This window comes from Pseudomonas sp. FP2309, from assembly GCF_030687575.1.
Taxonomy (GTDB): Bacteria; Pseudomonadota; Gammaproteobacteria; order Pseudomonadales; family Pseudomonadaceae; genus Aquipseudomonas.
The window spans coordinates 3,834,306-3,853,176 of sequence record NZ_CP117439.1; the positions used below are offsets into that span (position 1 = coordinate 3,834,306).

An 18,871-nucleotide genomic window follows, 5' to 3' on the forward strand; every position below is an offset into this window, starting at 1 on the left:
GAGCCGTGCTAAGGCAACTCGCACACCGCCAGTTTGTCGACCTCCAGTGCCGCGCGGGTCAGGCGCTCAATCTCAATTTCCTCGGCGACCCGTTGCTCCCTGAGGACGCTATTCATGCGGGTACGGTAGGTTTCGCTGTCGAGATCCAAGGCCTGATCGAACACCTCGCGCATGCGGGTATCGAACGGTTCGTTGAGGGTTTCGAAACGGGTGGCGTGGATTTTCTTGAGGTAGCTCTGCCAAAACGGTAACTCACCTAGAAAGCGCAGCAGCGCAGGCGTCAGCTCGGCGGCCCGCACGGTGGCTTCAGCGGCGTTCAACTGCGCCGGTGTGACACCGCTCAAACTGGCATAGCGCATATGCCTGGGTTGGCCCGGCAAATAAAACATGTCGGCCAGGCCCGTGCGGTAGGCCAGGCTGACTTCCAACGGATCAGTGCCCGGATTGTCGAGGCTGTGGGAGCGCGCGATGCTTTCCAGTCGATCGAGTCGGTACAGGCCCTGACCCAAAGCCAGCAGTGCTTTGGCGGAAACGTGCCCACCCTCGATCTGGAGACCGGCGTCGCTGATTTCCACCAGTATCTCCAGGCTGCTGAAGTTCAACGCGGCGGCGTCATCGCAGTTGATCGGTGTCGCAGCGCGTTCGAACACTTCAGTCGCCAGTTCCGCACGCTGGCCGGTGGCTTCGAGCACACGCCAGACCCGGCGTGTCATGTCTTCGCGCACGTGCTCGGTGTCTGCCGAGCCGCCCAGTTCAGCCAGCAGCTTGAACAGCCCATCACTGTCCTTGTCGTCGCGCAGCATCAGCCAGAGGTCATTTTTCTGCGGGTAATCGGGCAGGCGCGGGTCGGGCATCCACAACTCACGGGCGGCCTGTTCGTTAAGGCGCGCGATATCGTCTTCAAAATAGCCCAGGCCGGTTCCGGTTTGCCGGCGGTAGTCGGTCAACTGCGACAGCGTCGAGGACGACAGCGGGTTGTGGCGCAGGTTGATCGCCTGGGTACGCTGGCGAGGCGCGCGGAACAGCCAGTCCGGCAGGCGGCTGATGTCGTTCTGGCGCAGGTCGACCGTTTCCAGGAACGGCAAGCGCCATAAGCCTTCGGGAAAGGTCTTGAGCCGGCAATCACGCAGGATCAAGCGGCGCAGGTCGAACAGGTGGTCCAGTGGCGGCGGATCGACCAGCCGGTTGCCGGCCAGGCTCAACACCCGCAGGTTGCGCAAGTCGGCAAGCTTGGCGCGGGTGTACACCGTCAGCTCAAGGTTATTGTGGTCCAGGTACAGCGCTTCGAGGTGGGGCATGTGCGACAGCGCCTCGGGCAGTCGCGTCAGGCGGTTGCTCGACAGGTCCAGGGACTTGAGCCCTTTGAAATACTTGAGGAAATAGGCCGCTTCATCGCCGACGTCCATATTTTTCAGGGTCAGGTGGCGCACGTGATCAAAATTGACCACCGGCGGCAATGTCGGCAGCGCCCCCACCCGCATGCCGTCGAGCGCCAGCCGCGAATCTTCACCCAGCCCGGTCAGGCGTCGCCAGCACTGCTCCAATTGCTGCGCCGCGTGCTTGCGGCTCAGGCGCGCCTCTACCAACGGCTCATTGATGCGTTCCAACCCGGCCCGGTCGTTGCGCCAGGCATCGAGCGTGCGGTGCAGCGCCTCAAAGGACAGTTGCAACAGCTTGACCACATGGGCGCGGGCCAGATGGTCCTCGCCCAACCCTTCGATCAGCCCCGACGCCTGAACCTCGTTGAGCATGGGGTAGAGTGTTTGCACCTTGCGGATCAGTTGCCGCGGCTGCAACGTCGTGGCCGGGGGAGCCGCCTGCATGCAACCCAGTTGCGATGGCGCCAGGGGTTCGGGTGCAGGCTCACGCAGGTATCCACCCACATGGTCGCGCGCTTCAGCGACCAGCAAGCGCAGCTTGGCCTGCAGTTGCGCAGCGCCCTGCTCACCGCTGGAATAGATGCCCAGCCGGCTGCGCTGCAACGCTGACAAGCTGCCCAGCAGCGCCTGGTAAAACCCTGACGGCCCAGGCACCGGGGCGTGCAGGGCCTGCCCTTGCGCGTCGAACAGCTGATAGCCACGTTCGGACGTGACCAGCGTATGCAACACGCCGGTCGATGCCTCTGCGCGCTCGGCCAGCAACGCGCCGTCCAGGGCCCCGGCACGCAGTTGCACATGGATTTCCCGCGGCCAATGGGGCAGGCGCCCGAGCAAGCCGATCGCCAGGCGTTCGGTCGGCGCCGTGGCCAATGGGGGTAAATACAGCCCCGCCACCGCGCGATCCTCCACCAACGCATGTAACGCCTGCCGCGCTCGTGCGTGCAGGCGGCGCGGCACACGTTCGGTATTGCGCAGCAGTTGGCGGTCGACGGACGAAGTTTCGCCCAACAATTCCTGGGCCACGCCCGTCGGCAACTGCGGGAAGCGTTTCTTGAGCAAGGCGACACTGCCTTCGGCAAGCGGGTCATAGTCTCGGTAGAGTTGCTCGAACAGTGTCTGATAATGGCGCTTGACGCTGGCCAGCAAACGCACCGACAGCCGCTGCTGCAACTGCTCGGGCGCGACGTCTGCGCCCAGCAGCGTGCGGCGTTCTTCGTCGCTCAGGGCATCAAGCAGGATCTGGGTCAATTGACCGTCCTTGAGTTGCTGTTCGCTGACATGGATGCTCAGGTCTTCGTAATCGAACGGGGCGGTGTCCGGATAACGCTTGAGCAAGTTGCCGCTCTCATCCAGCAATTCGAAAAAGCGCCCCCTGGGCCAGCCGTCCAGCAGCGGCAACGCAGTCATTTGCACGCGCGCGGTGCTTGGCTGGCCCTGGCCGTGATAGTCCAACTGCCAAAGCAGGTCGCGAATAGTCTGGTCCAACCGCCAGCGCGCCACGCTGTCGCGCAGCCGCGACGGCAACGCCTGGTTTTGCTCGACGAGCAGGCGCAAATCATGCAGTCGGCAGTGGGTGGCGGTGATGATTTCGGCCAGTCGGCCGTCCGGCAGCGAATTCACCCCCGGCGACAGGCGTTCGAACGCATAGGTCGGCGTGCGCCATTGATCCACCCGCTCGCCCATGTGGCGCCAGCCACCGGCGTCATTGTGCTCAAGCGGCGGGCTGTACGCTGCCTCACGCGAGGGATGCAGCACGCGCCAGCGGCTGATGGCAGGGTCATAAGACACCCGGTAGAACGCGCCGTCGATGGCGATATAGGCACGCCCATGGGCTTGATAAATCCCGCGATAACTGGGGGTCGCCAGCATGTCGGCCTCGGGCACGTGACGATACGGACGCAGACTGTTGCGCCACAGGCGCTTCTGCGTGCTGGACAGCTTCACGGCATCGAACTGCTCGAAAAACGCAGCGGGCGGTTCCGCCGTCCGTTTGAACAGCGAGCCCACGACCTTGCCCGCCGCCATAAACAGCGCCATCGAAGCGACGCCTTGCGCCACATTCAACAGGTGCTCCAACGCCTCGGTTTTACGCTGGTGGGTCCAGTCCTCAACGCCCTCATAGACCTCGGCCAGTAATTGCCCGATGGCCACGCCCATCATCAACTGGCCCAGGCCAGGGGTGAAAAAACCGGCGATATTGGCCAATGTCAGACCAGCATCCAGATACCGTCGAAGCAAGGCGCGGCGAGCCTCCTCATCCACCTGAACGACGGGCACGGCCAGGACCATCGCGTCCAACTGCGCCTTGCCCACGTAGGCCTCGAAAAAACTCTGCGACACGCTGACGTTTACCGCCAGCCCTTGCAGATTCAGGCGTTTGTCGCGATCAAAGCCCACGAAGAAATCCGGGCGCTCGGACTCATCCAGATAGCCTTTAAAAAACTCACGATAGGCCGGGATCTGCAACTTCAAGCTGAGATAGCCCGTAAAGTCCTCCAGCGTCTCGTACTCGAACCAGGGCCGAACCGGCTCATTGGGCATGTACACCACACAGCGGCCGTTGGATAAACCTTTGCCCGTATGGCCGGCAAATACCAGCACGCTCCACAGGCACGCCTGGTTCATGTTCAAGCCGTGCCAAGTCAGCGCACGCCCCTCTATCAACAGGTCCTCGATCGGATGGGTATCGGCATTGCGCGCCAGCATGGCGAGCAACCGCTCGTACATCGGCTTGCTGACGTCCCCCTTCGCCAGGGCGATATGCAGGTCGGTACGCATGTCGAGCAGCTTGAGCCGGCCAATGTCGCTGGCCACCTCGTTATAGCGGCCGGCAACCGTTTGTTCGCCGGGAGCCGGCAGGTTGAACACCTCGCGCACATGGCGCTGGTATGCGCTGCCCAGGTCCAGTTCGCGGCAGTGCCGGACAAACTCGCCGGCGCTGATCGACGCGTTTCGCTCACCCGTGGCGGCGCTGCGGATCATCGCAGTGATCGACAGGCCGCCGTTTTGGGCCTGTGAGGCGCTGAAGTTCTGCATGGCCGCCTGCAACAGGCTGTGCTTTTCGGTGGTGACCGTGACCAGCAGCGGCCCTGCGAGGTCGGGGTTGAGGTTGGTCAACGAGCGGTGGGCCAGTTCCAGCATGTCCTGTTTGACATCAACACCGTGCACGCCCTTGGCCGCCAGAAACGCGTCCAACCGTTCGGCGCAGAACGTGTCGAGCGGCTCCAGCCTGTTCAGCGTGGCCTGGACCTTTTCACGCAGGGGCCCACTGTCCTGGTGAGCCTGTTCGAGCGCCGACAGCGTTTGCGCCTCCGCTTCTACCAGCCATCCCGGCAAAGTGGCTTGCAGCGTCTGGGCGGTGTCCAGGTCCTGGGTGACTTCCAGCAAAACCTTGGGCAACTCGGCCAAGACTTCAGGGGTGACCACGTCGTTCAATGTGCGTTCTTCGCCCATGTCATTCCTCCTTGATGGTGCTTGATGAACGCGCCCTACGATAAACCCGGCGCCCCGCGGGAAAGGTTTGAATAGCTGCTGGGACGGCCTGCGAAGCGACCCGAATTTTGCATGCCGAATTGACGTAACTAACGCCCTGCCGGCAACGCCCCGGCGCAACGCCGAACGCCGTGCGCCTGGCCCCGCTGGGAGCGACCGTTGGTAACATCCAGGCAAATTTCAGGGAACGATCAAGCGCCACCGGGACTCGTAAAAACCAGACTCCTTACGACGGCGCGCTCTGATCATGCTTTCGCGCCGCAGGGAACGGGCGCAGATCAGAGCAGTACGTCCGCTCCGAAACAGGGCCGCAGCGCTACTGATGCTGCAACTGAATCCGTTCGTCCGTACCGGTCGAGCTGAACGTATCGGACAGGGTGAACATCGGTACCACAGGCGTACCGACACTCAGAAGTAGCGCCGAGGCCCAGCCAAAACAAGGGCTTTAGCACCATGTGCGGATTAGCTGGCGAGTTACGTTTCGATCATCAACCTGCGGACCTTGCAGCCGTGGAACGCATCACCCATCACCTGGCCCCGCGAGGCCCGGACGCGTGGGGTTTCCATGCTCAGGGGCCGATTGCCCTGGGCCATCGCCGCCTGAAAATCATGGACCTGTCGGACGGCTCCGCCCAACCGATGGTCGATGCCCAACTGGGACTGTCTCTGGCCTTCAACGGCGCCATCTACAACTTCCCGGAACTGCGCCAGGAGCTCGAAGCTCTGGGCTATGCCTTCTATTCCGGCGGCGACACCGAAGTGCTGCTCAAGGGCTATCACGCCTGGGGCGAAGCGTTGCTGCCCAAGCTCAACGGCATGTTCGCCTTCGCCATCTGGGAGCGCGATGCCAAGCGTCTGTTCATCGCCCGCGACCGCCTGGGGGTGAAGCCGTTGTACCTGTCGCGCACCGGCCAGCGCCTGCGCTTTGCCTCGGCGCTGCCGGCGCTGCTCAAGGGTGGTGATATCAACCCGATCCTCGATCCGGTGGCGCTCAACCATTACTTGAACTTCCACGCCGTGGTGCCGGCACCGCGCACCTTGCTGGCGGGTATCGAAAAGCTACCGCCAGCCAGCTGGATGCGCATCGACGCCGACGGCGCCACCGAGCAGAAAACCTGGTGGACCCTGCCCTACGGCCCCCACGACGATGAGAAAAACCTGACCCTGCACGACTGGACCGACCGCGTGCTCGAGAGCACCCGCGAAGCCGTGGCCATCCGCCAACGGGCGGCAGTGGATGTGGGCGTGTTGCTCTCCGGCGGTGTCGACTCGAGCATGCTCGTCGGCCTGCTGCGGGAAGTCGGGGTGCAGGACCTGTCGACCTTCTCGATTGGTTTTGAAGATGCCGGCGGCGAACGCGGTGACGAGTTCCAGTATTCGGATTTGATCGCCAGGCACTACGGCACCCGTCACCACCAACTGCGCATTGCCGAAAGCGAGATCATCGAGCAACTGCCGGCGGCGTTCCGCGCCATGAGCGAACCGATGGTCAGCCACGACTGCATCGCCTTCTACCTGCTGTCGCGGGAAGTGGCCAAGCACTGCAAAGTGGTGCAAAGCGGCCAGGGTGCGGACGAGCTGTTCGCCGGTTACCACTGGTACCCGCAAGTGGATGGCGCCAGCGATCCCTACGCCGCCTACCGCGATGCGTTCTTCGACCGCAGCTACGACGATTACGCCGCCACCGTCGCGCCGAAATGGCTGACCGCCAATGACGCCGCCGGCGACTTCGTGCGCGAACACTTCGCCATGCCCGGTGCCGATGCCGCAGTCGACAAGGCATTGCGCCTGGACAGCACGGTGATGCTGGTGGACGACCCGGTCAAACGCGTCGACAACATGACCATGGCCTGGGGCCTGGAAGCGCGCACGCCTTTCCTGGACTACCGCCTGGTGGAGCTGTCGGCCCGTGTGCCCGGAAAATTCAAGCTCCCCGATGGCGGCAAGCAGGTGCTTAAGGAAGCTGCGCGCAGGGTGATCCCGAGCGAAGTCATCGACCGTAAAAAAGGCTACTTCCCAGTACCCGGCCTCAAGCATTTGCAGGGCGACACCTTGAACTGGGTACGTGACCTGTTGCTGGACCCGAGCCAGGATCGCGGCCTGTTCAACCCGGCCATGCTCGACCGCCTGCTGACTGATCCCCAAGGCCAACTGACCCCGCTGCGCGGCTCCAAGCTGTGGCAACTGGCGGCGCTGAACCTATGGCTCAGCGAACAAGGAATCTGATTGATGAAACCCCACGCAGCGGCTTACAGCCAACGCTTGATAAAAGGCCAGGCGCCCACCTACGAGCGCCTGCAGGCCCGACTGGCCGAAGACGGCAGCCCCCTGGCCGCCGAACCGATTGCCGTGCATTGCGGCTGGGGCCGCCTGTTGATCGGGCACACCTTCCCCGACCCCGCGAGCCTGGCCCAGGAACTGCTGCATGAGCAGCCTGGCGAGCGCGACATCGCGCTGTATGTGGCCGCGCCGCAGCAGATTCTCGGCATCGACCCGCAGCAGTTGTTCCTCGACCCGTCCGACACCCTGCGCCTGTGGTTCAGCGACTACCGCCCGGCAACCCGCGTGTTTCGCGGTTTCCGTATTCGCCGCGCGCAAACCGAGGCCGACTGGCTGGCGGTGAACCAGTTGTACCAGGGGCGCGGCATGTTGCCGGTCGACCCCGAACGCCTTACGCCCCGCCATCAAGGCGGCCCGGTGTACTGGCTGGCAGAGGACGAAGACAGCGGCGCGGTAATCGGCAGTGTCATGGGCCTGAACCACCAGAAAGCCTTTCACGACCCGGAAAACGGGTGCAGTTTGTGGTGCCTGGCGGTCGACCCGCAATGCAGTCGCCCCGGCGTCGGCGAAGTGCTGGTGCGCCATTTGGTGGAGCACTTTATGAGCCGTGGCCTGAGTTACCTCGACCTCTCGGTGCTGCACGACAACCGCCAGGCCAAGAGCCTCTACGCCAAGCTCGGGTTTCGCGCGCTGACCACCTTTGCGATCAAGCGCAAGAACGGCATCAACCAGCCGCTGTTTCTTGGGCCAGGCCCGGAGGCGGGGTTCAACCCTTATGCACGGATCATCGTTGAAGAAGCCCACCGACGCGGCATCGATGTGCAGGTCGATGACGCCGACGCCGGCCTCTTCACCCTCAGCCACGGCGGGCGCCGCGTGCGCTGCCGTGAGTCGTTGAGTGATCTGACCAGTGCCATCAGCATGACCCTGTGCCAGGACAAGAGCCTGACCCACAAAGTGCTCAAGGCCGCCGGCTTGCAGCTGCCGTCGCAGCAACTGGCAGGCAGCGCCGACGACAACCTGGAGTTCCTCGACGAACACCAGCGCGTGGTGGTCAAGCCGCTGGATGGCGAACAGGGCCAGGGCGTGGCGGTCGACCTGCAGAGTATCGAAGAGGTGCAGCAGGCGATTGAAACCGCGCGCCAGTTCGACAGCCGGGTGCTGCTCGAAAGCTTCCACGAGGGCCTGGATCTGCGCATTCTGGTAATCGGTTTCGAAGTGGTCGCCGCTGCGATTCGCCGCCCTGCCGAAGTGACCGGGGACGGGCAGCATTCCATCCGCGCGCTGATCGAAGCGCAAAGCCGACGCCGTCAGGCCGCAACCGACGGTGAAAGCAAAATCCCGCTGGACGCTGAAACCGAACGCACCCTGGCCGCCGCCGGCTTTGACTACAGCAGCATCCTGCCGCGTGGCCAGACCCTGGCGGTGCGCCGCACGGCCAACCTGCACACCGGTGGATGCCTGGAAGACGTCACTGCGATCCTACACCCCACGCTCAAGGATGCCGCCGTGCGCGCCGCCCGTGCCCTGGACATTCCCATGGTGGGCCTGGACCTGTTGGTGCCCGCCGCCGATCAACCCGAGTACGTGTTTATCGAAGCCAATGAACGAGCCGGCCTGGCCAACCATGAACCGCAACCCACGGCGGAAAAGTTTGTGGATCTGCTGTTCCCCCACAGTCAGCCGACGGCTTGAGACACAGGCTGCCCGTACCGCCGCTGTCGCGGGCAAGCCCGGCCCTGCAGGTTGATTGCCTTTCCCTGCTGGAGCCGGCTTGCCCACGATGCGGCTGTCACAGGCGCCACCCGCTCACCTGTCATCAGGAGTTTCCATGACCCGAACCATCCCAGAACCGGATCTCAATTACCTGCAAAAGGTGCTGCTGGAAATGCTCGCCATTCCCAGCCCCACCGGCTTTACCGACACCATCGTGCGCTACGTCGCCGAACGCCTGGAAGAGCTGGGCATCCCGTTTGAAATGACCCGGCGCGGCACTATTCGCGCCACGCTCAAGGGCCAGAAAAATAGCCCTGACCGCGCAGTCTCAGCCCACCTCGACACCATCGGCGCCGCCGTACGCGCGATCAAGGACAACGGTCGCCTGACCCTCGCGCCGGTGGGTTGCTGGTCGAGCCGCTTTGCCGAAGGCAGCCGCGTCAGCCTGTTCACCGACAACGGTGTGATCCGTGGCAGCGTGTTGCCGCTGATGGCCTCCGGGCACGCATTCAACACGGCGGTGGATGAAATGCCGGTGAGTTGGGACCATGTGGAACTGCGCCTGGACGCCTACTGCGCGACCCGCGCCGATTGCGATTCGCTGGGCATCAGCGTCGGCGACTACGTGGCCTTCGACCCCTTGCCCGAGTTCACCGAGAGCGGGCATATCAGCGCGCGCCACTTGGACGACAAGGCCGGCGTCGCCGCCCTGCTCGCCGCGCTCAAGGCCATTGTCGACAGTGGCGAGCCGCTGCTGATCGACTGCCACCCGCTGTTCACCATTACCGAGGAAACCGGCAGCGGGGCCGCGGCCGCATTGCCGTGGGACGTGAGTGAGTTCGTCGGCATCGATATCGCCCCGGTTGCGCCGGGCCAGCATTCCAGCGAGCACGCGGTAAGCGTGGCCATGCAGGATTCCGGCGGCCCCTACGACTATCATTTGTCGCGCCATCTGCTGCGTCTGGCCGCGGACAATGACCTGCCGGTGCGCCGCGACCTGTTCCGCTATTACTTCAGTGACGCGCATTCGGCGGTCACCGCCGGCCACGACATCCGCACCGCGTTGCTGGCGTTTGGCTGCGATGCGACCCACGGCTACGAACGGACCCATATCGACAGCCTGGCCGCCCTGAGCCGCTTGCTGGGCGCGTATATCCTCAGCCCACCGGTGTTCGCCAGCGACGCGCAGCCGGCCCAGGGTTCGCTGGACCGTTTCAGTCATCAGTTGGAACATGAGACGCAGATGGAGAGCGACACACGGGTGCCGTCGGTGGACAGCCTGGTCGGTCAGAAGTCCTGAGACTGGTCACACGGGTCCCGGCGCAGTAGCATCGCCGGGACTTAATACCTGAGGCTTGTATGCTGATTCCCTACGACGCACTTGAAGTCGACACCCTGACGCGCCTGATCGAGGATTTCGTCACCCGTGACGGCACCGACAATGGCGACGACACGCCCCTGGAAACCCGCGTACTGCGCGTGCGCCAGGCGCTGACCAAGGGCCAGGCGCTGATCGTGTTCGACCCCGACAGCGAGCAATGCCAGTTGATGCTCAAGCACGACGTGCCCAAGCACCTGTTCGACTGACTAGGGGTTACTTTCCGGTTGCGTTGACGTGAGCGAGCGCTTGAGAAGCGTGCGGTGCGCCTCGTCGCGGCGCACGTGCCCTCCGGCAGGCGCCTGAACGCCGACCTTCACGTGATGACCGTTCACTTCGAGGATGTGCACGGCAATGTCATCGCCGATGCAGATGACTTCGCCTACGGCGCGGCTTAAAACCAACATGGCGTGTGTCCTTTTGCAGTAACAGGACCTCGACCATGCGCGCTCAGCAGATTTGCAGCAATGGCTTGCGGTCAAATCAGGCGCGACCTACATAACAAGGTAATTTGCCTGACAGACCGCGCCTTATTCAGCCTTTAACAGCCTGCGCCTTGGCGCGCATTTTGTCGGCCATGGTGGTCATTTCGTTGTAGAGCAACTGCGGGTTCTTCTGTTTCAAGGCCCACGCCATCCGCCCCTGCTCGTGGGGCAGAATCATGAACTCCCCCTCCGCCACACGCTGATAGATGTAATCGGCAATGTCCGCCGCCGAGATCGGCGAGCTTTCAAGCAACTTGCCCACCTGCGCCTTCATGGCCGGCGTTGGCCCACGGAACGAGTCCAACAGGTTGGTCTGGAAGAACGACGGGCACACCACGTGCACGCCCACCTCCTGTTGCTTGAGTTCCACCAGCAGGCTCTCCGACAGCGCCACCACACCGGCCTTGGCCACGTTGTAGTTGCTCATGGCCGGCCCCTGCATCAACGCGGCCATGGACGCGATGTTGATGATGCGGCCCTTGCTCTTTTCAAGCAGGGGCAGGAAGGCTTTGCAGCCCTTGACCACGCCCATCAGGTTGATTGCGATCTGCCAGTCCCAATCCTCGAGGGACAGCTCGGCGAAAAAGCCACCGGACGCCACCCCCGCGTTATTGACGATCACGTCGATGCCGCCCAACTTGACCTCGCAGGCCTGGGCAAACGCGGTGAGCTGGCTGTAGTCACGCACATCGCAGCGCTGGATAAAACCATCGCCACCGGCCTCGCGCACCTGCTTGAGGGTTTCCTGCAGGCCCGGCTCGCTGACATCCGACAAGGCCAACTGCCAGCCCTCACGGGCCCAGCGCAGAGCGATTTCACGACCCAGGCCGGACCCGGCGCCAGTGATCATCATGCGATTTTGCATAGGAAGTAGCCTTGTGGTTCACAGAAGAAGTGATCGGCAGTGTAGCGAAGGTTTTTCCCGCACCCACGCACCATCAGGCTGATGAATGCCCCAGGCAAACCGCGGGCCCGGTCGGATTTCGGCGGCGTGGCTAAGTTCAATGTTTTTCAACTAAGCGATGCTTTTAGTGCACGCGTTAAAAGAAATAACCCACGCAGCGAAATGCTTTAAAAAAAACTTGGAATTTTCTGTGAAGCGCACGAGTCGGAGTTGTTAAGGCGTTCGTAACAAGATGTGCGAGCGTGTCGTTAATGACCGGTCTTTATAGAAGGCCAATAAGGAAAAAAACCATGAGCCTCATTCTGATCATTATCCTGATCCTCCTGCTGGTCGGTGGTCTGCCAGTGTTCCCTCACTCCCGCAGCTGGGGTTATGGCCCGTCGGGTATCCTGGGTGTTGTGCTGGTGGTGCTGCTGGTGCTGTTGCTGCTCGGCAAGATATAAAACGCAGACAAAAAAAAGAGGCCTTTTCGAAGGCCTCTTTTTTATTGCGCGTCAGTTAGTCCGGCTTACCGTCCACTACACCGGCGGTGTTGTCCAGCAAGCTTTTGGTGGCGGTCTGCAAGAACGACTCAAGCTTTTGCTTGAGGGCCGCCTCGTCCGGCGACTCAGGAATGACTTTACCGCTCGGCTCCGCGCCCAGTTGGTATGCCCACAACTTCGGCGGCATCTCCTTGGGCAGTACCAGAATACGGTCGCCCGTGACCAGAGCCACGGTCTGATCGCTGCCCGATGGTTTGATCACGCCGAAGCCTTTGTCGCCTTCCGGCAGGTTAAGCAAGTCACGTCCCCAGCACTGGTGCAGGGTGTCGCCACCCAGGCGGCCCATGATGGTCGGCACGATGTCGATCTGCGTGCCCACGGTATGGTCACGCTCGCCGAACTTCTCCTGCATGCCCGGTGCGATCATCAGCATCGGCACGTTGAAGCGGCCCAGGTCCATTTCGGTGATCTGCTGTTCGTTGCCGAAACCGTGGTCGCCCACAATCACAAACAGGGTCTCCTTGAAGTACGGCTCCTTGCGGGCCTTTTCAAAGAACTGGCCCAGGGCCCAGTCGGAGTAGCGCATGGCCGTCAAATGCTCGTTGAGGCTGCCACGGTCGGTGACTTTCTCGACCGGCAACGGGGTCGGCAATGCATACGGCGTGTGGTTGGACAGGGTTTGCAGCAGCGCATAGAACGGCTTGCCGCCTTCGCGCGCCTTGAGCTCTTCCAGGCCACGGTTGAACATGTCCTGGTCGGACACGCCCCACGTCGGGTCGGAGAACACCGGGTTGACGAAGTCGTTGCGGCCGATGAAGTCGGTCATGCCCTGGTTGCTGAAGAAGCCCGACTGGTTGTCCCAGGCAAAGTCGCCGTTATAGACATACACGTCGTTGAAATCACGGGCGCTGAGCAGTTGCGGCAGGCCTGACAGCTTGTGGCTGCCTTCCGGGGTCTGCATCAGGTATTCGAAGCCTGGCAGGTTCGGGAAGCACGCCATGGTGGCGAACATGCCCTGGTGGGTGTGGGTGCCGTTGGAGAAGAAGCGGTCGAACAACAGGCCTTCCTTGGACAATTTGTCGAAGTACGGCGTGATGTTACCCGGACGGCCCAATGCGCCCACCGAGTGACCAGCGAAACTTTCCATCAGGATGACCACCACGTTCTTGATCGGCAGGGTCTTCTCGGCCGGTGGCATGTAGTCACGGCGTACGGCCGCGCTGTCGGTGTCGACCAGTTTCTCTTGCGGCAGCACCAGCATGTCGCGCACGGTCTGAGTCGCCAGCGGCTGGTCCAGGGTGGCCTTCCACACGTTGGAACGGTCTTCACCGAAGCGCGCCTTGGCCGCGGCGATCAACGACAACGTGCCATTGAGGCCCAGTTGGTTGGCGAAGTTGGAATCGGTGGTATACACGTCACCCCAGCGCAGCGGCGGACCCTGGCGCAGGGTGCCGCGCGCGGCGACCACAGCGATCAACAGGCAGACCACGAACACCGCAATGCGTGAATACCATGGCGCCACCTGACGGGTGCCGATGCTGCCGCCGCTGAACGGCCCTCGTGGACGGGTGGCGCGGTCGGCGCCTTTGAACGCCATACTCAGGATCAGCGTACCCACGGCCCAGGCCAACAGGTAGCGCACCACCGGAAAACCGTACCAGAGCATGCTCATCACGGTTTTCGGGTCTTCCTTGACGTACTGGAAGACCAGGCCGTTGAGGCGCTGGTGGAACTCGCGGTAGAAGTCCATCTCCATCAAGCCCAGGAACAAGGCGATGCTGGAGGCGAGCGTCAGCCAGAAACGGAATAAGCCTCGCGCGGCCATGGCGCGCACGCTGAACAGTGCCAGCAGCAACGGAATGAGCAGGTACACCACCAGACGAATATCCAGGCGCAGGCCGTTGGCGAACGCTTCAAGGAAGGTCGAGGCCGGCGTGTCGAGGATCATTTCGCGGTTATAGACCAGCAGCGCCAGGCGCAGCAGGGAGAGCATCACCATCATGACCAGTGCGCAGAGCAGCGTGTACGCCAGATGGGATTTGACGGTCGGTTGCAGCAGGCGATTTGAAGCTCGCTGCTGACTCAGGGCGTCCGGGTTAGCCATGTCGTTTCAGGACCCAATGGAAGTTTAAGTTGCGAAATAATGCAGGGGCGTCCGTCCCTCGCCCAGGCTGGCTGGGGTAGGCGGTTAACGCGGTGGCGCAAATGGTGCCCGATCAAGACCGGCAAGGCTATTAATTACTGAACGTACACCCCTGCCCCGCCTTTAATGGCCTTTGAGATAGAGCCTTGGCAGGCAGATAAAGCCGGCGAATTGTCTTGGATCAGATGTGAAAATTCTGTGCAGCGAATATTTCGACACACAAAATTAAACGGAGGAATGTGCAGGAAGCCCCCGGCCGCGGTGACCGGGGGCGGGCGATCAGATGCGCACGTTACCGCGCGGCCCGGCAATCGCCCAGATGATCAGGCCCAGTACCGGCAGCAGCAGGATCAACAGGATCCACAAGACTTTGGCGCCTGTGCTCGCGCCGCTTTTGAACACGTTGATGATCGCCCAGATATCCAGCGCGAGGATGATCAGGCCGATCAAGCCGTTAAAAGTGGAACCCATGGTGTCGCTCCTAAGTGAGGGCATGCCCTTCTAGGATAGTCAGCGCAGCCAGGGGTTCCGTTTTATTTCAGACGTGCACGGCGATCTTCAGCGCTTCCAGCGACGGCTCGGCCTTGATGCCCACCTCGGCGCACAATTGCAACACGCGCGGCAGGTCGTTGCCGAACACCAGTACGGCCTGGATCTCGTCATCCAACAGCTGGCTGAAGTTGAGCAGCACATAGCCGCCGTCTTCCGGGCTGAGAGCGCTCATCTGGATCTGGATGCGGTTCAACGCCGTGAGGTCTTCGGTCTTGGCCAGTTGCTTGGGCTTGAGGTTGAACGCCACGCCTGGACCAAACGAGGCGACGATCTGCGCAAACAAGTCGCCATAGGTGTCCGCCTGAAACAGCACGGTGTCCGGCAAGCTGCCCACCACCACCCATTCACCCAGCGGGATCGGGAAGCTGTCGTCGTAGTTGATGTCCGGGTTGGCCGCCAGGAATTCCACAGGATCGGCGTAGGCCTGGGCGGCCTCATCGGCGATGCGCGCCACCTCATCCTCGCCCATGACCCCGGCGCTGATTTTGCTGATAAGTTCGACGAGGGCGGTTTTCATGGGGCGATCCTGTGACGGGCGGGTTTTCGAGGGCGCGTAGCCTACACCAGTTTCTGCAACCGCGCCGCCGTATCCGCCGCGCCCATGGTCAGCGCCGCCGCCAGCGCCGTGGCACCCTGGGCGTCAGTGGCCTTGGGGTTTGCGCCCTGGCCGAGCAGGTAGTCGAGCATCTCGACACGGTTGAACATCGCCGCCATCATCAAGGCCGTGCGGCCATCAGACGATGCCGCCTCCACCGGCGTGCCCCCGTCAATCAGCGCCTTGACCACCTCCAGGTTGCCCTTGAACGCCGCGCCGGCAATCGGCAACTGGTTCTTGTCATTGGCGATGAGTGGGTCCGCCTTGAACTCCAGCAGCACTTTGACCGCCTCGGCGTGACCATGGTAGGCCGCAAGCATCAGCAGAGTGTCGCCATTGTGATTGCGAAAATTGGCCGGCAAGCCTTTGGCCAACAGTGCAGCGAGCATCGCAGCATCACCACGGCGGGCCACATCGAAGACTTGCTCGGCAAATTCGGCGGCTTCGTCTTCGGTCATTTGTTTAGGCTGGTCGGACATGTGGGGCTCCTTTTCGAATACTGAATAGGCGTCAGTGTCGCGACGGAGTTCCCACCTGTCATGGCTTTTTTGTCAAAAGCGCCCATAGGCATAATCAATAACGGAACTGACCCCCCTGGATCTGCGCAAGCAATTGCACGGTTACCGGCACGTAGCTGTCCGAGCCCGGCAGCCAGGCATACACCGGGTCATTGCCCGCCCTGGCCGGGTCAAACGCTTCCTCCTTGAGCTTGACCTTCTGGTACTTGAAGGTGCCAGTCGTCTCCATCTTGACCTTGATTCTCAAAAACAATGGCACCGCATACGCCGGCAACTGGCCGTGGGCAAACTGCAGCAGCTCGCGCATATCCAAGGCGGCCAGCGACTCGCTCGGCGTGATGGCGACCATGCCCGCGCGTCCGTTAGTGTTTTCGATCTCCACACCATAGGCCACCACTTCAGCGATCTGAGGGTGTTGCAGCAGCACGTTCTCGACTTCGGTGGTGGACACGTTTTCGCCCTTCCAGCGATAGGTATCCCCCAGACGGTCGACGAATTGCGCATGACCGAAGCCAATGCTGCGCAACAAGTCGCCGGTGTTGAAGTAGCGGTCGCCTTTTTCGAAGACGTCCGTGAGCACCACGTTGCGGTTCTTTTCCGGGTCGGTGTAGCCGTCGAACGGTGACTTATCGTCGATGCGCGCCAGCAACAGCCCCTGCCCGCCCGTGGGCACTTTGCGCATAAAGCCATCGCCGCCCCGCAGCGGTTCACCGCTGTCATGGGCGTAGTCCACCAGCGCCCACTGTTGCAGGCAAAAGCCGATGGTGTTGTCGAAATTCAATACATTGGTAAAGCCGATATTGCCGTCGCTGGCCGCGTACAACTCGCAAATATGCTCGACGCCATACCGCGCCTTGAACTGTGCCCACACGCCTGGACGCAAGCCATTGCCAACCATCTTGGTCACGCGGTTGTCGCGGTCGTTTTCGCTGAGCGGCTGGTCCAGCAGGTAACGGCACAGCTCGCCGACATAACCGAGGGTGGTCGCGTTGAATTTACGCGCATCCTCCCAGAACTGACTGGCGCTGAACTTGCGGCGGATGGCGAAGCCTGACGCGCCGACAATCGCCGAGCCCCAGCACACGCAGAGCCCGGTGGCGTGGTAGAGCGGCAACGTGCAATACATGACGTCGTCCGGGCCCATGTCCAGGGCAATGCTGCCGAAGCTGACGGCGGTTTTGGTCCAGCGCCCATGTTTCATGATGCCGGCCTTGGGCAGGCCAGTGGTGCCAGAGGTGTAGATATAGAAGCAGGGGTCGTTGGAGAACACCTGCGCAGTGCTGGCCGGGTTGTCCGCGGGGCACTCGGCGCTGGTCGCCAGCAGGTCGATGTAGCGCTCCGGCACCGTGCCCGATGCTTGGTCAGCAACGAACCAGGTCCTTTGCCGAGGAATCTGAACCTGATCACGCACCGCGTCAAAGGCCGTCACCAGCTCTGCCCCCACCACAATCGCCACCGGGCTTACCAGGTTCAGGCTGTGCACCAGCGCCGCCTGGGTTTGCGCGGTGTTGAGCATGGCGCAGATGCCACCCAGCTTGGCCACGGCCAATACGGTCAAGAGCAATTCGGGGCGGTTTTCGATAAACAGTGCCACCACATCCGCCTTGCCGATGCCCTGAGCGTGCAGGTGATGGGCAATACGGTTGGCGCGCGCGTTGGCTTCGCGGTAGCTGAGCACGCTGTCGCCGTACAGCAGGGCATCGCCTTCAGGGTTGCGCTGGGCTGCTTGCTCAAAGTGCCAGCCCAACCCGCAGGGCTGCGCAGGGTCGGTGACGTTGGCGGCACGCATGCCGCGTACCACCCGAGGCAAGGCGCGCACGATGGCGGGCACCTTACGCAGCAGCTTGCTCCAGGTGATCATGTCGTTCTGCGGATGGCTCATTGGAACGTCCTTTTTCTTATTCTTCGTATGATCCAGAAACGCCGGCATTCGTAGGCAGGAGGCCAAATGCCTTGCAGGAAAATACGTCAGCCGTTCTTCAGCTGTACACGCAGGATTTGAAATGTTTTGTATCCCGGCACGCCGGCGATCAAAAAAGGAATTTTGCCGCGTAATGGCAGTCTTTATGGATAACGGTACCCTATGTGCACCGTCCGAGTAGCGCAAAATGCAGGATGCACGATGGCCATTCATGCAAATTGCACGAAATCGAAAATCCATGGAACTTGTAATGTATTGATTTATAAGAACATTTTTATAATTCAATAGCTGGCACAATCACTGCACCTATCTCTCCATGCTTGCCCACTTGAGCCAATGGAGCTGATAGACATGAGCCTGATCCAAGATAAATTCGCTTCAGTATTCTCCAACTATGACGTCACCACCCAGCCACGCCCTGACGGCGGTATCCTGTTGACCCTGCGCAACAGTGAAGGCAAACAGGTCAAGCGCTCGATCTCTTACCAACAGTTGCACACCGCCGATCAACTGACCTGGGTCATCAGCGCCATTCGCCGTGACTTGGCCGAACAGGCCAGCGACCTGCCGCAGATTTCGATGTTGCAAAGCCAGAACCGCTTTGCCTTGCCGACCTACCACTCGGCTTAAACCACGTACTACAAAGAAGGGCCGCGACGCCGTTGAGCGTCGCGGCCCTTTTTCATGGGCTCGCCACAAGGCCCTGGCGCGTCGCCTCATTCATGGCCTGCACGCGGTTGGTCACTTCCAATTTGCCGTAGATATTGCGCAAGTGGAACTTGACCGTGGCCTCGGACGTGGCACGGATCTGGCTGATCTCCCACACGGTCTTGCCTTCCGAGGCCCAGCGCAGGATCTCCAGCTCCGCCGGAGTCAGGGGCTTGCCGGATAAATTCAGGCGCCGTCTCACGGCGTTGGGCACACGATAAAGCGGCGGGCTCGGTTCCTCTGGGCCATTCATTACGTTCTCTCCTTTCTTATTGGCGCATGCCTATTACCGTTCGGATTCCTCCTATAGACAGGCGA

Annotated in this window: 15 protein-coding genes; 6 read left to right on the forward strand and 9 right to left on the reverse strand. The window is 61.8% G+C overall.

Annotated features, from left to right (window positions below; all coding sequences use genetic code 11):
- Positions 1 to 8: 8 nt before the first annotated feature.
- Positions 9 to 4,832, reverse strand: a complete 4,824-nt coding sequence (locus tag PSH59_RS17575) for an NEL-type E3 ubiquitin ligase domain-containing protein (RefSeq protein WP_305393313.1) — start codon at positions 4,830 to 4,832, stop codon at positions 9 to 11.
- 492 nt (positions 4,833 to 5,324) lie between these two features.
- Between PSH59_RS17575 and PSH59_RS17580 the strand changes: the two genes are divergently transcribed.
- The 4 genes from PSH59_RS17580 (at position 5,325) to PSH59_RS17595 (ending at position 10,454) form a co-directional block, all read left to right on the forward strand.
- Positions 5,325 to 7,097, forward strand: a complete 1,773-nt coding sequence (locus PSH59_RS17580) for an N-acetylglutaminylglutamine amidotransferase (RefSeq protein WP_248077773.1) — start codon at positions 5,325 to 5,327, stop codon at positions 7,095 to 7,097.
- A 3-nt stretch (positions 7,098 to 7,100) separates the two neighbouring features.
- Positions 7,101 to 8,846: an N-acetylglutaminylglutamine synthetase gene (ngg, locus tag PSH59_RS17585; protein WP_248077774.1), complete on the forward strand. Its 1,746-nt coding sequence runs from the start codon at positions 7,101 to 7,103 to the stop codon at positions 8,844 to 8,846.
- Positions 8,847 to 8,982: 136 nt separating this feature from the next.
- A complete protein-coding gene (locus tag PSH59_RS17590) occupies positions 8,983 to 10,167 on the forward strand; it encodes an osmoprotectant NAGGN system M42 family peptidase (protein WP_159936516.1) in 1,185 nt (394 codons plus the stop codon).
- 59 nt (positions 10,168 to 10,226) lie between these two features.
- On the forward strand, positions 10,227 to 10,454 hold the full coding sequence (locus PSH59_RS17595) for a YheU family protein (protein ID WP_003236706.1): 228 nt from the start codon (positions 10,227 to 10,229) through the stop codon (positions 10,452 to 10,454).
- On the opposite strand, the gene PSH59_RS17600 is transcribed toward PSH59_RS17595, so the two are convergent.
- Together PSH59_RS17600 and PSH59_RS17605 are read right to left on the reverse strand one after the other, a co-directional pair.
- Positions 10,455 to 10,652: a carbon storage regulator gene (locus tag PSH59_RS17600; RefSeq protein WP_305393314.1), complete on the reverse strand. Its 198-nt coding sequence runs from the start codon at positions 10,650 to 10,652 to the stop codon at positions 10,455 to 10,457.
- Positions 10,653 to 10,779: 127 nt separating this feature from the next.
- Positions 10,780 to 11,595: an SDR family oxidoreductase gene (locus tag PSH59_RS17605; protein WP_248077777.1), complete on the reverse strand. Its 816-nt coding sequence runs from the start codon at positions 11,593 to 11,595 to the stop codon at positions 10,780 to 10,782.
- 329 nt (positions 11,596 to 11,924) lie between these two features.
- Between PSH59_RS17605 and PSH59_RS17610 the strand changes: the two genes are divergently transcribed.
- Positions 11,925 to 12,077 (forward strand): DUF3309 family protein, encoded by a 153-nt coding sequence (locus PSH59_RS17610; RefSeq protein ID WP_010208879.1) that lies wholly within the window; start codon positions 11,925 to 11,927, stop codon positions 12,075 to 12,077.
- A gap of 55 nt (positions 12,078 to 12,132) precedes the next feature.
- On the opposite strand, the gene PSH59_RS17615 is transcribed toward PSH59_RS17610, so the two are convergent.
- From PSH59_RS17615 to PSH59_RS17635, 5 genes are all read right to left on the reverse strand, one after another.
- A complete protein-coding gene (locus PSH59_RS17615; protein ID WP_248077779.1) occupies positions 12,133 to 14,220 on the reverse strand; it encodes an LTA synthase family protein in 2,088 nt (695 codons plus the stop codon).
- A gap of 318 nt (positions 14,221 to 14,538) precedes the next feature.
- On the reverse strand, positions 14,539 to 14,730 hold the full coding sequence (locus PSH59_RS17620) for a PLDc N-terminal domain-containing protein (RefSeq protein WP_003172956.1): 192 nt from the start codon (positions 14,728 to 14,730) through the stop codon (positions 14,539 to 14,541).
- Positions 14,731 to 14,797: 67 nt separating this feature from the next.
- Positions 14,798 to 15,328: a hypothetical protein gene (locus tag PSH59_RS17625; RefSeq protein WP_305393315.1), complete on the reverse strand. Its 531-nt coding sequence runs from the start codon at positions 15,326 to 15,328 to the stop codon at positions 14,798 to 14,800.
- A gap of 41 nt (positions 15,329 to 15,369) precedes the next feature.
- Entirely contained in the window at positions 15,370 to 15,885 is a 516-nt protein-coding gene (locus PSH59_RS17630; RefSeq protein ID WP_248077783.1) for an ankyrin repeat domain-containing protein, read from the reverse strand.
- A 94-nt stretch (positions 15,886 to 15,979) separates the two neighbouring features.
- A complete protein-coding gene (locus PSH59_RS17635; protein WP_248077784.1) occupies positions 15,980 to 17,806 on the reverse strand; it encodes a long-chain-acyl-CoA synthetase in 1,827 nt (608 codons plus the stop codon).
- Positions 17,807 to 18,196: 390 nt separating this feature from the next.
- Here PSH59_RS17635 and PSH59_RS17640 point away from each other — a divergent pair, with 390 nt between their 5' ends.
- The gene (locus PSH59_RS17640; protein ID WP_010208870.1) at positions 18,197 to 18,475 is read left to right on the forward strand and encodes a DUF3509 domain-containing protein; all 279 of its coding nucleotides are present in this window, start codon (positions 18,197 to 18,199) and stop codon (positions 18,473 to 18,475) included.
- 52 nt (positions 18,476 to 18,527) lie between these two features.
- Here PSH59_RS17640 and PSH59_RS17645 read toward each other — a convergent pair whose 3' ends face one another.
- Positions 18,528 to 18,806, reverse strand: a complete 279-nt coding sequence (locus PSH59_RS17645; RefSeq protein ID WP_248077785.1) for a response regulator transcription factor — start codon at positions 18,804 to 18,806, stop codon at positions 18,528 to 18,530.
- Positions 18,807 to 18,871: the final 65 nt, after the last annotated feature.

Bases quoted from the DNA above. Each gene is read 5' to 3' on its own strand.
- PSH59_RS17600 (WP_305393314.1), bottom strand. From the start codon at position 10,652: ATGTTGGTTTTAAGCCGCGCCGTAGGCGAAGTCATCTGCATCGGCGAT.
- PSH59_RS17590 (WP_159936516.1), top strand. From the start codon at position 8,983: ATGACCCGAACCATCCCAGAACCGGATCTCAATTACCTGCAAAAGGTG.
- PSH59_RS17620 (WP_003172956.1), bottom strand. From the start codon at position 14,730: ATGGGTTCCACTTTTAACGGCTTGATCGGCCTGATCATCCTCGCGCTG.
- PSH59_RS17640 (WP_010208870.1), top strand. From the start codon at position 18,197: ATGAGCCTGATCCAAGATAAATTCGCTTCAGTATTCTCCAACTATGAC.
- PSH59_RS17625 (WP_305393315.1), bottom strand. From the start codon at position 15,328: ATGAAAACCGCCCTCGTCGAACTTATCAGCAAAATCAGCGCCGGGGTC.
- PSH59_RS17580 (WP_248077773.1), top strand. From the start codon at position 5,325: ATGTGCGGATTAGCTGGCGAGTTACGTTTCGATCATCAACCTGCGGAC.
- PSH59_RS17615 (WP_248077779.1), bottom strand. From the start codon at position 14,220: ATGGCTAACCCGGACGCCCTGAGTCAGCAGCGAGCTTCAAATCGCCTG.
- PSH59_RS17645 (WP_248077785.1), bottom strand. From the start codon at position 18,806: ATGAATGGCCCAGAGGAACCGAGCCCGCCGCTTTATCGTGTGCCCAAC.
- PSH59_RS17605 (WP_248077777.1), bottom strand. From the start codon at position 11,595: ATGCAAAATCGCATGATGATCACTGGCGCCGGGTCCGGCCTGGGTCGT.
- PSH59_RS17575 (WP_305393313.1), bottom strand. From the start codon at position 4,832: ATGGGCGAAGAACGCACATTGAACGACGTGGTCACCCCTGAAGTCTTG.
- PSH59_RS17630 (WP_248077783.1), bottom strand. From the start codon at position 15,885: ATGTCCGACCAGCCTAAACAAATGACCGAAGACGAAGCCGCCGAATTT.
- PSH59_RS17595 (WP_003236706.1), top strand. From the start codon at position 10,227: ATGCTGATTCCCTACGACGCACTTGAAGTCGACACCCTGACGCGCCTG.
- PSH59_RS17635 (WP_248077784.1), bottom strand. From the start codon at position 17,806: ATGAGCCATCCGCAGAACGACATGATCACCTGGAGCAAGCTGCTGCGT.
- PSH59_RS17610 (WP_010208879.1), top strand. From the start codon at position 11,925: ATGAGCCTCATTCTGATCATTATCCTGATCCTCCTGCTGGTCGGTGGT.
- ngg (WP_248077774.1), top strand. From the start codon at position 7,101: ATGAAACCCCACGCAGCGGCTTACAGCCAACGCTTGATAAAAGGCCAG.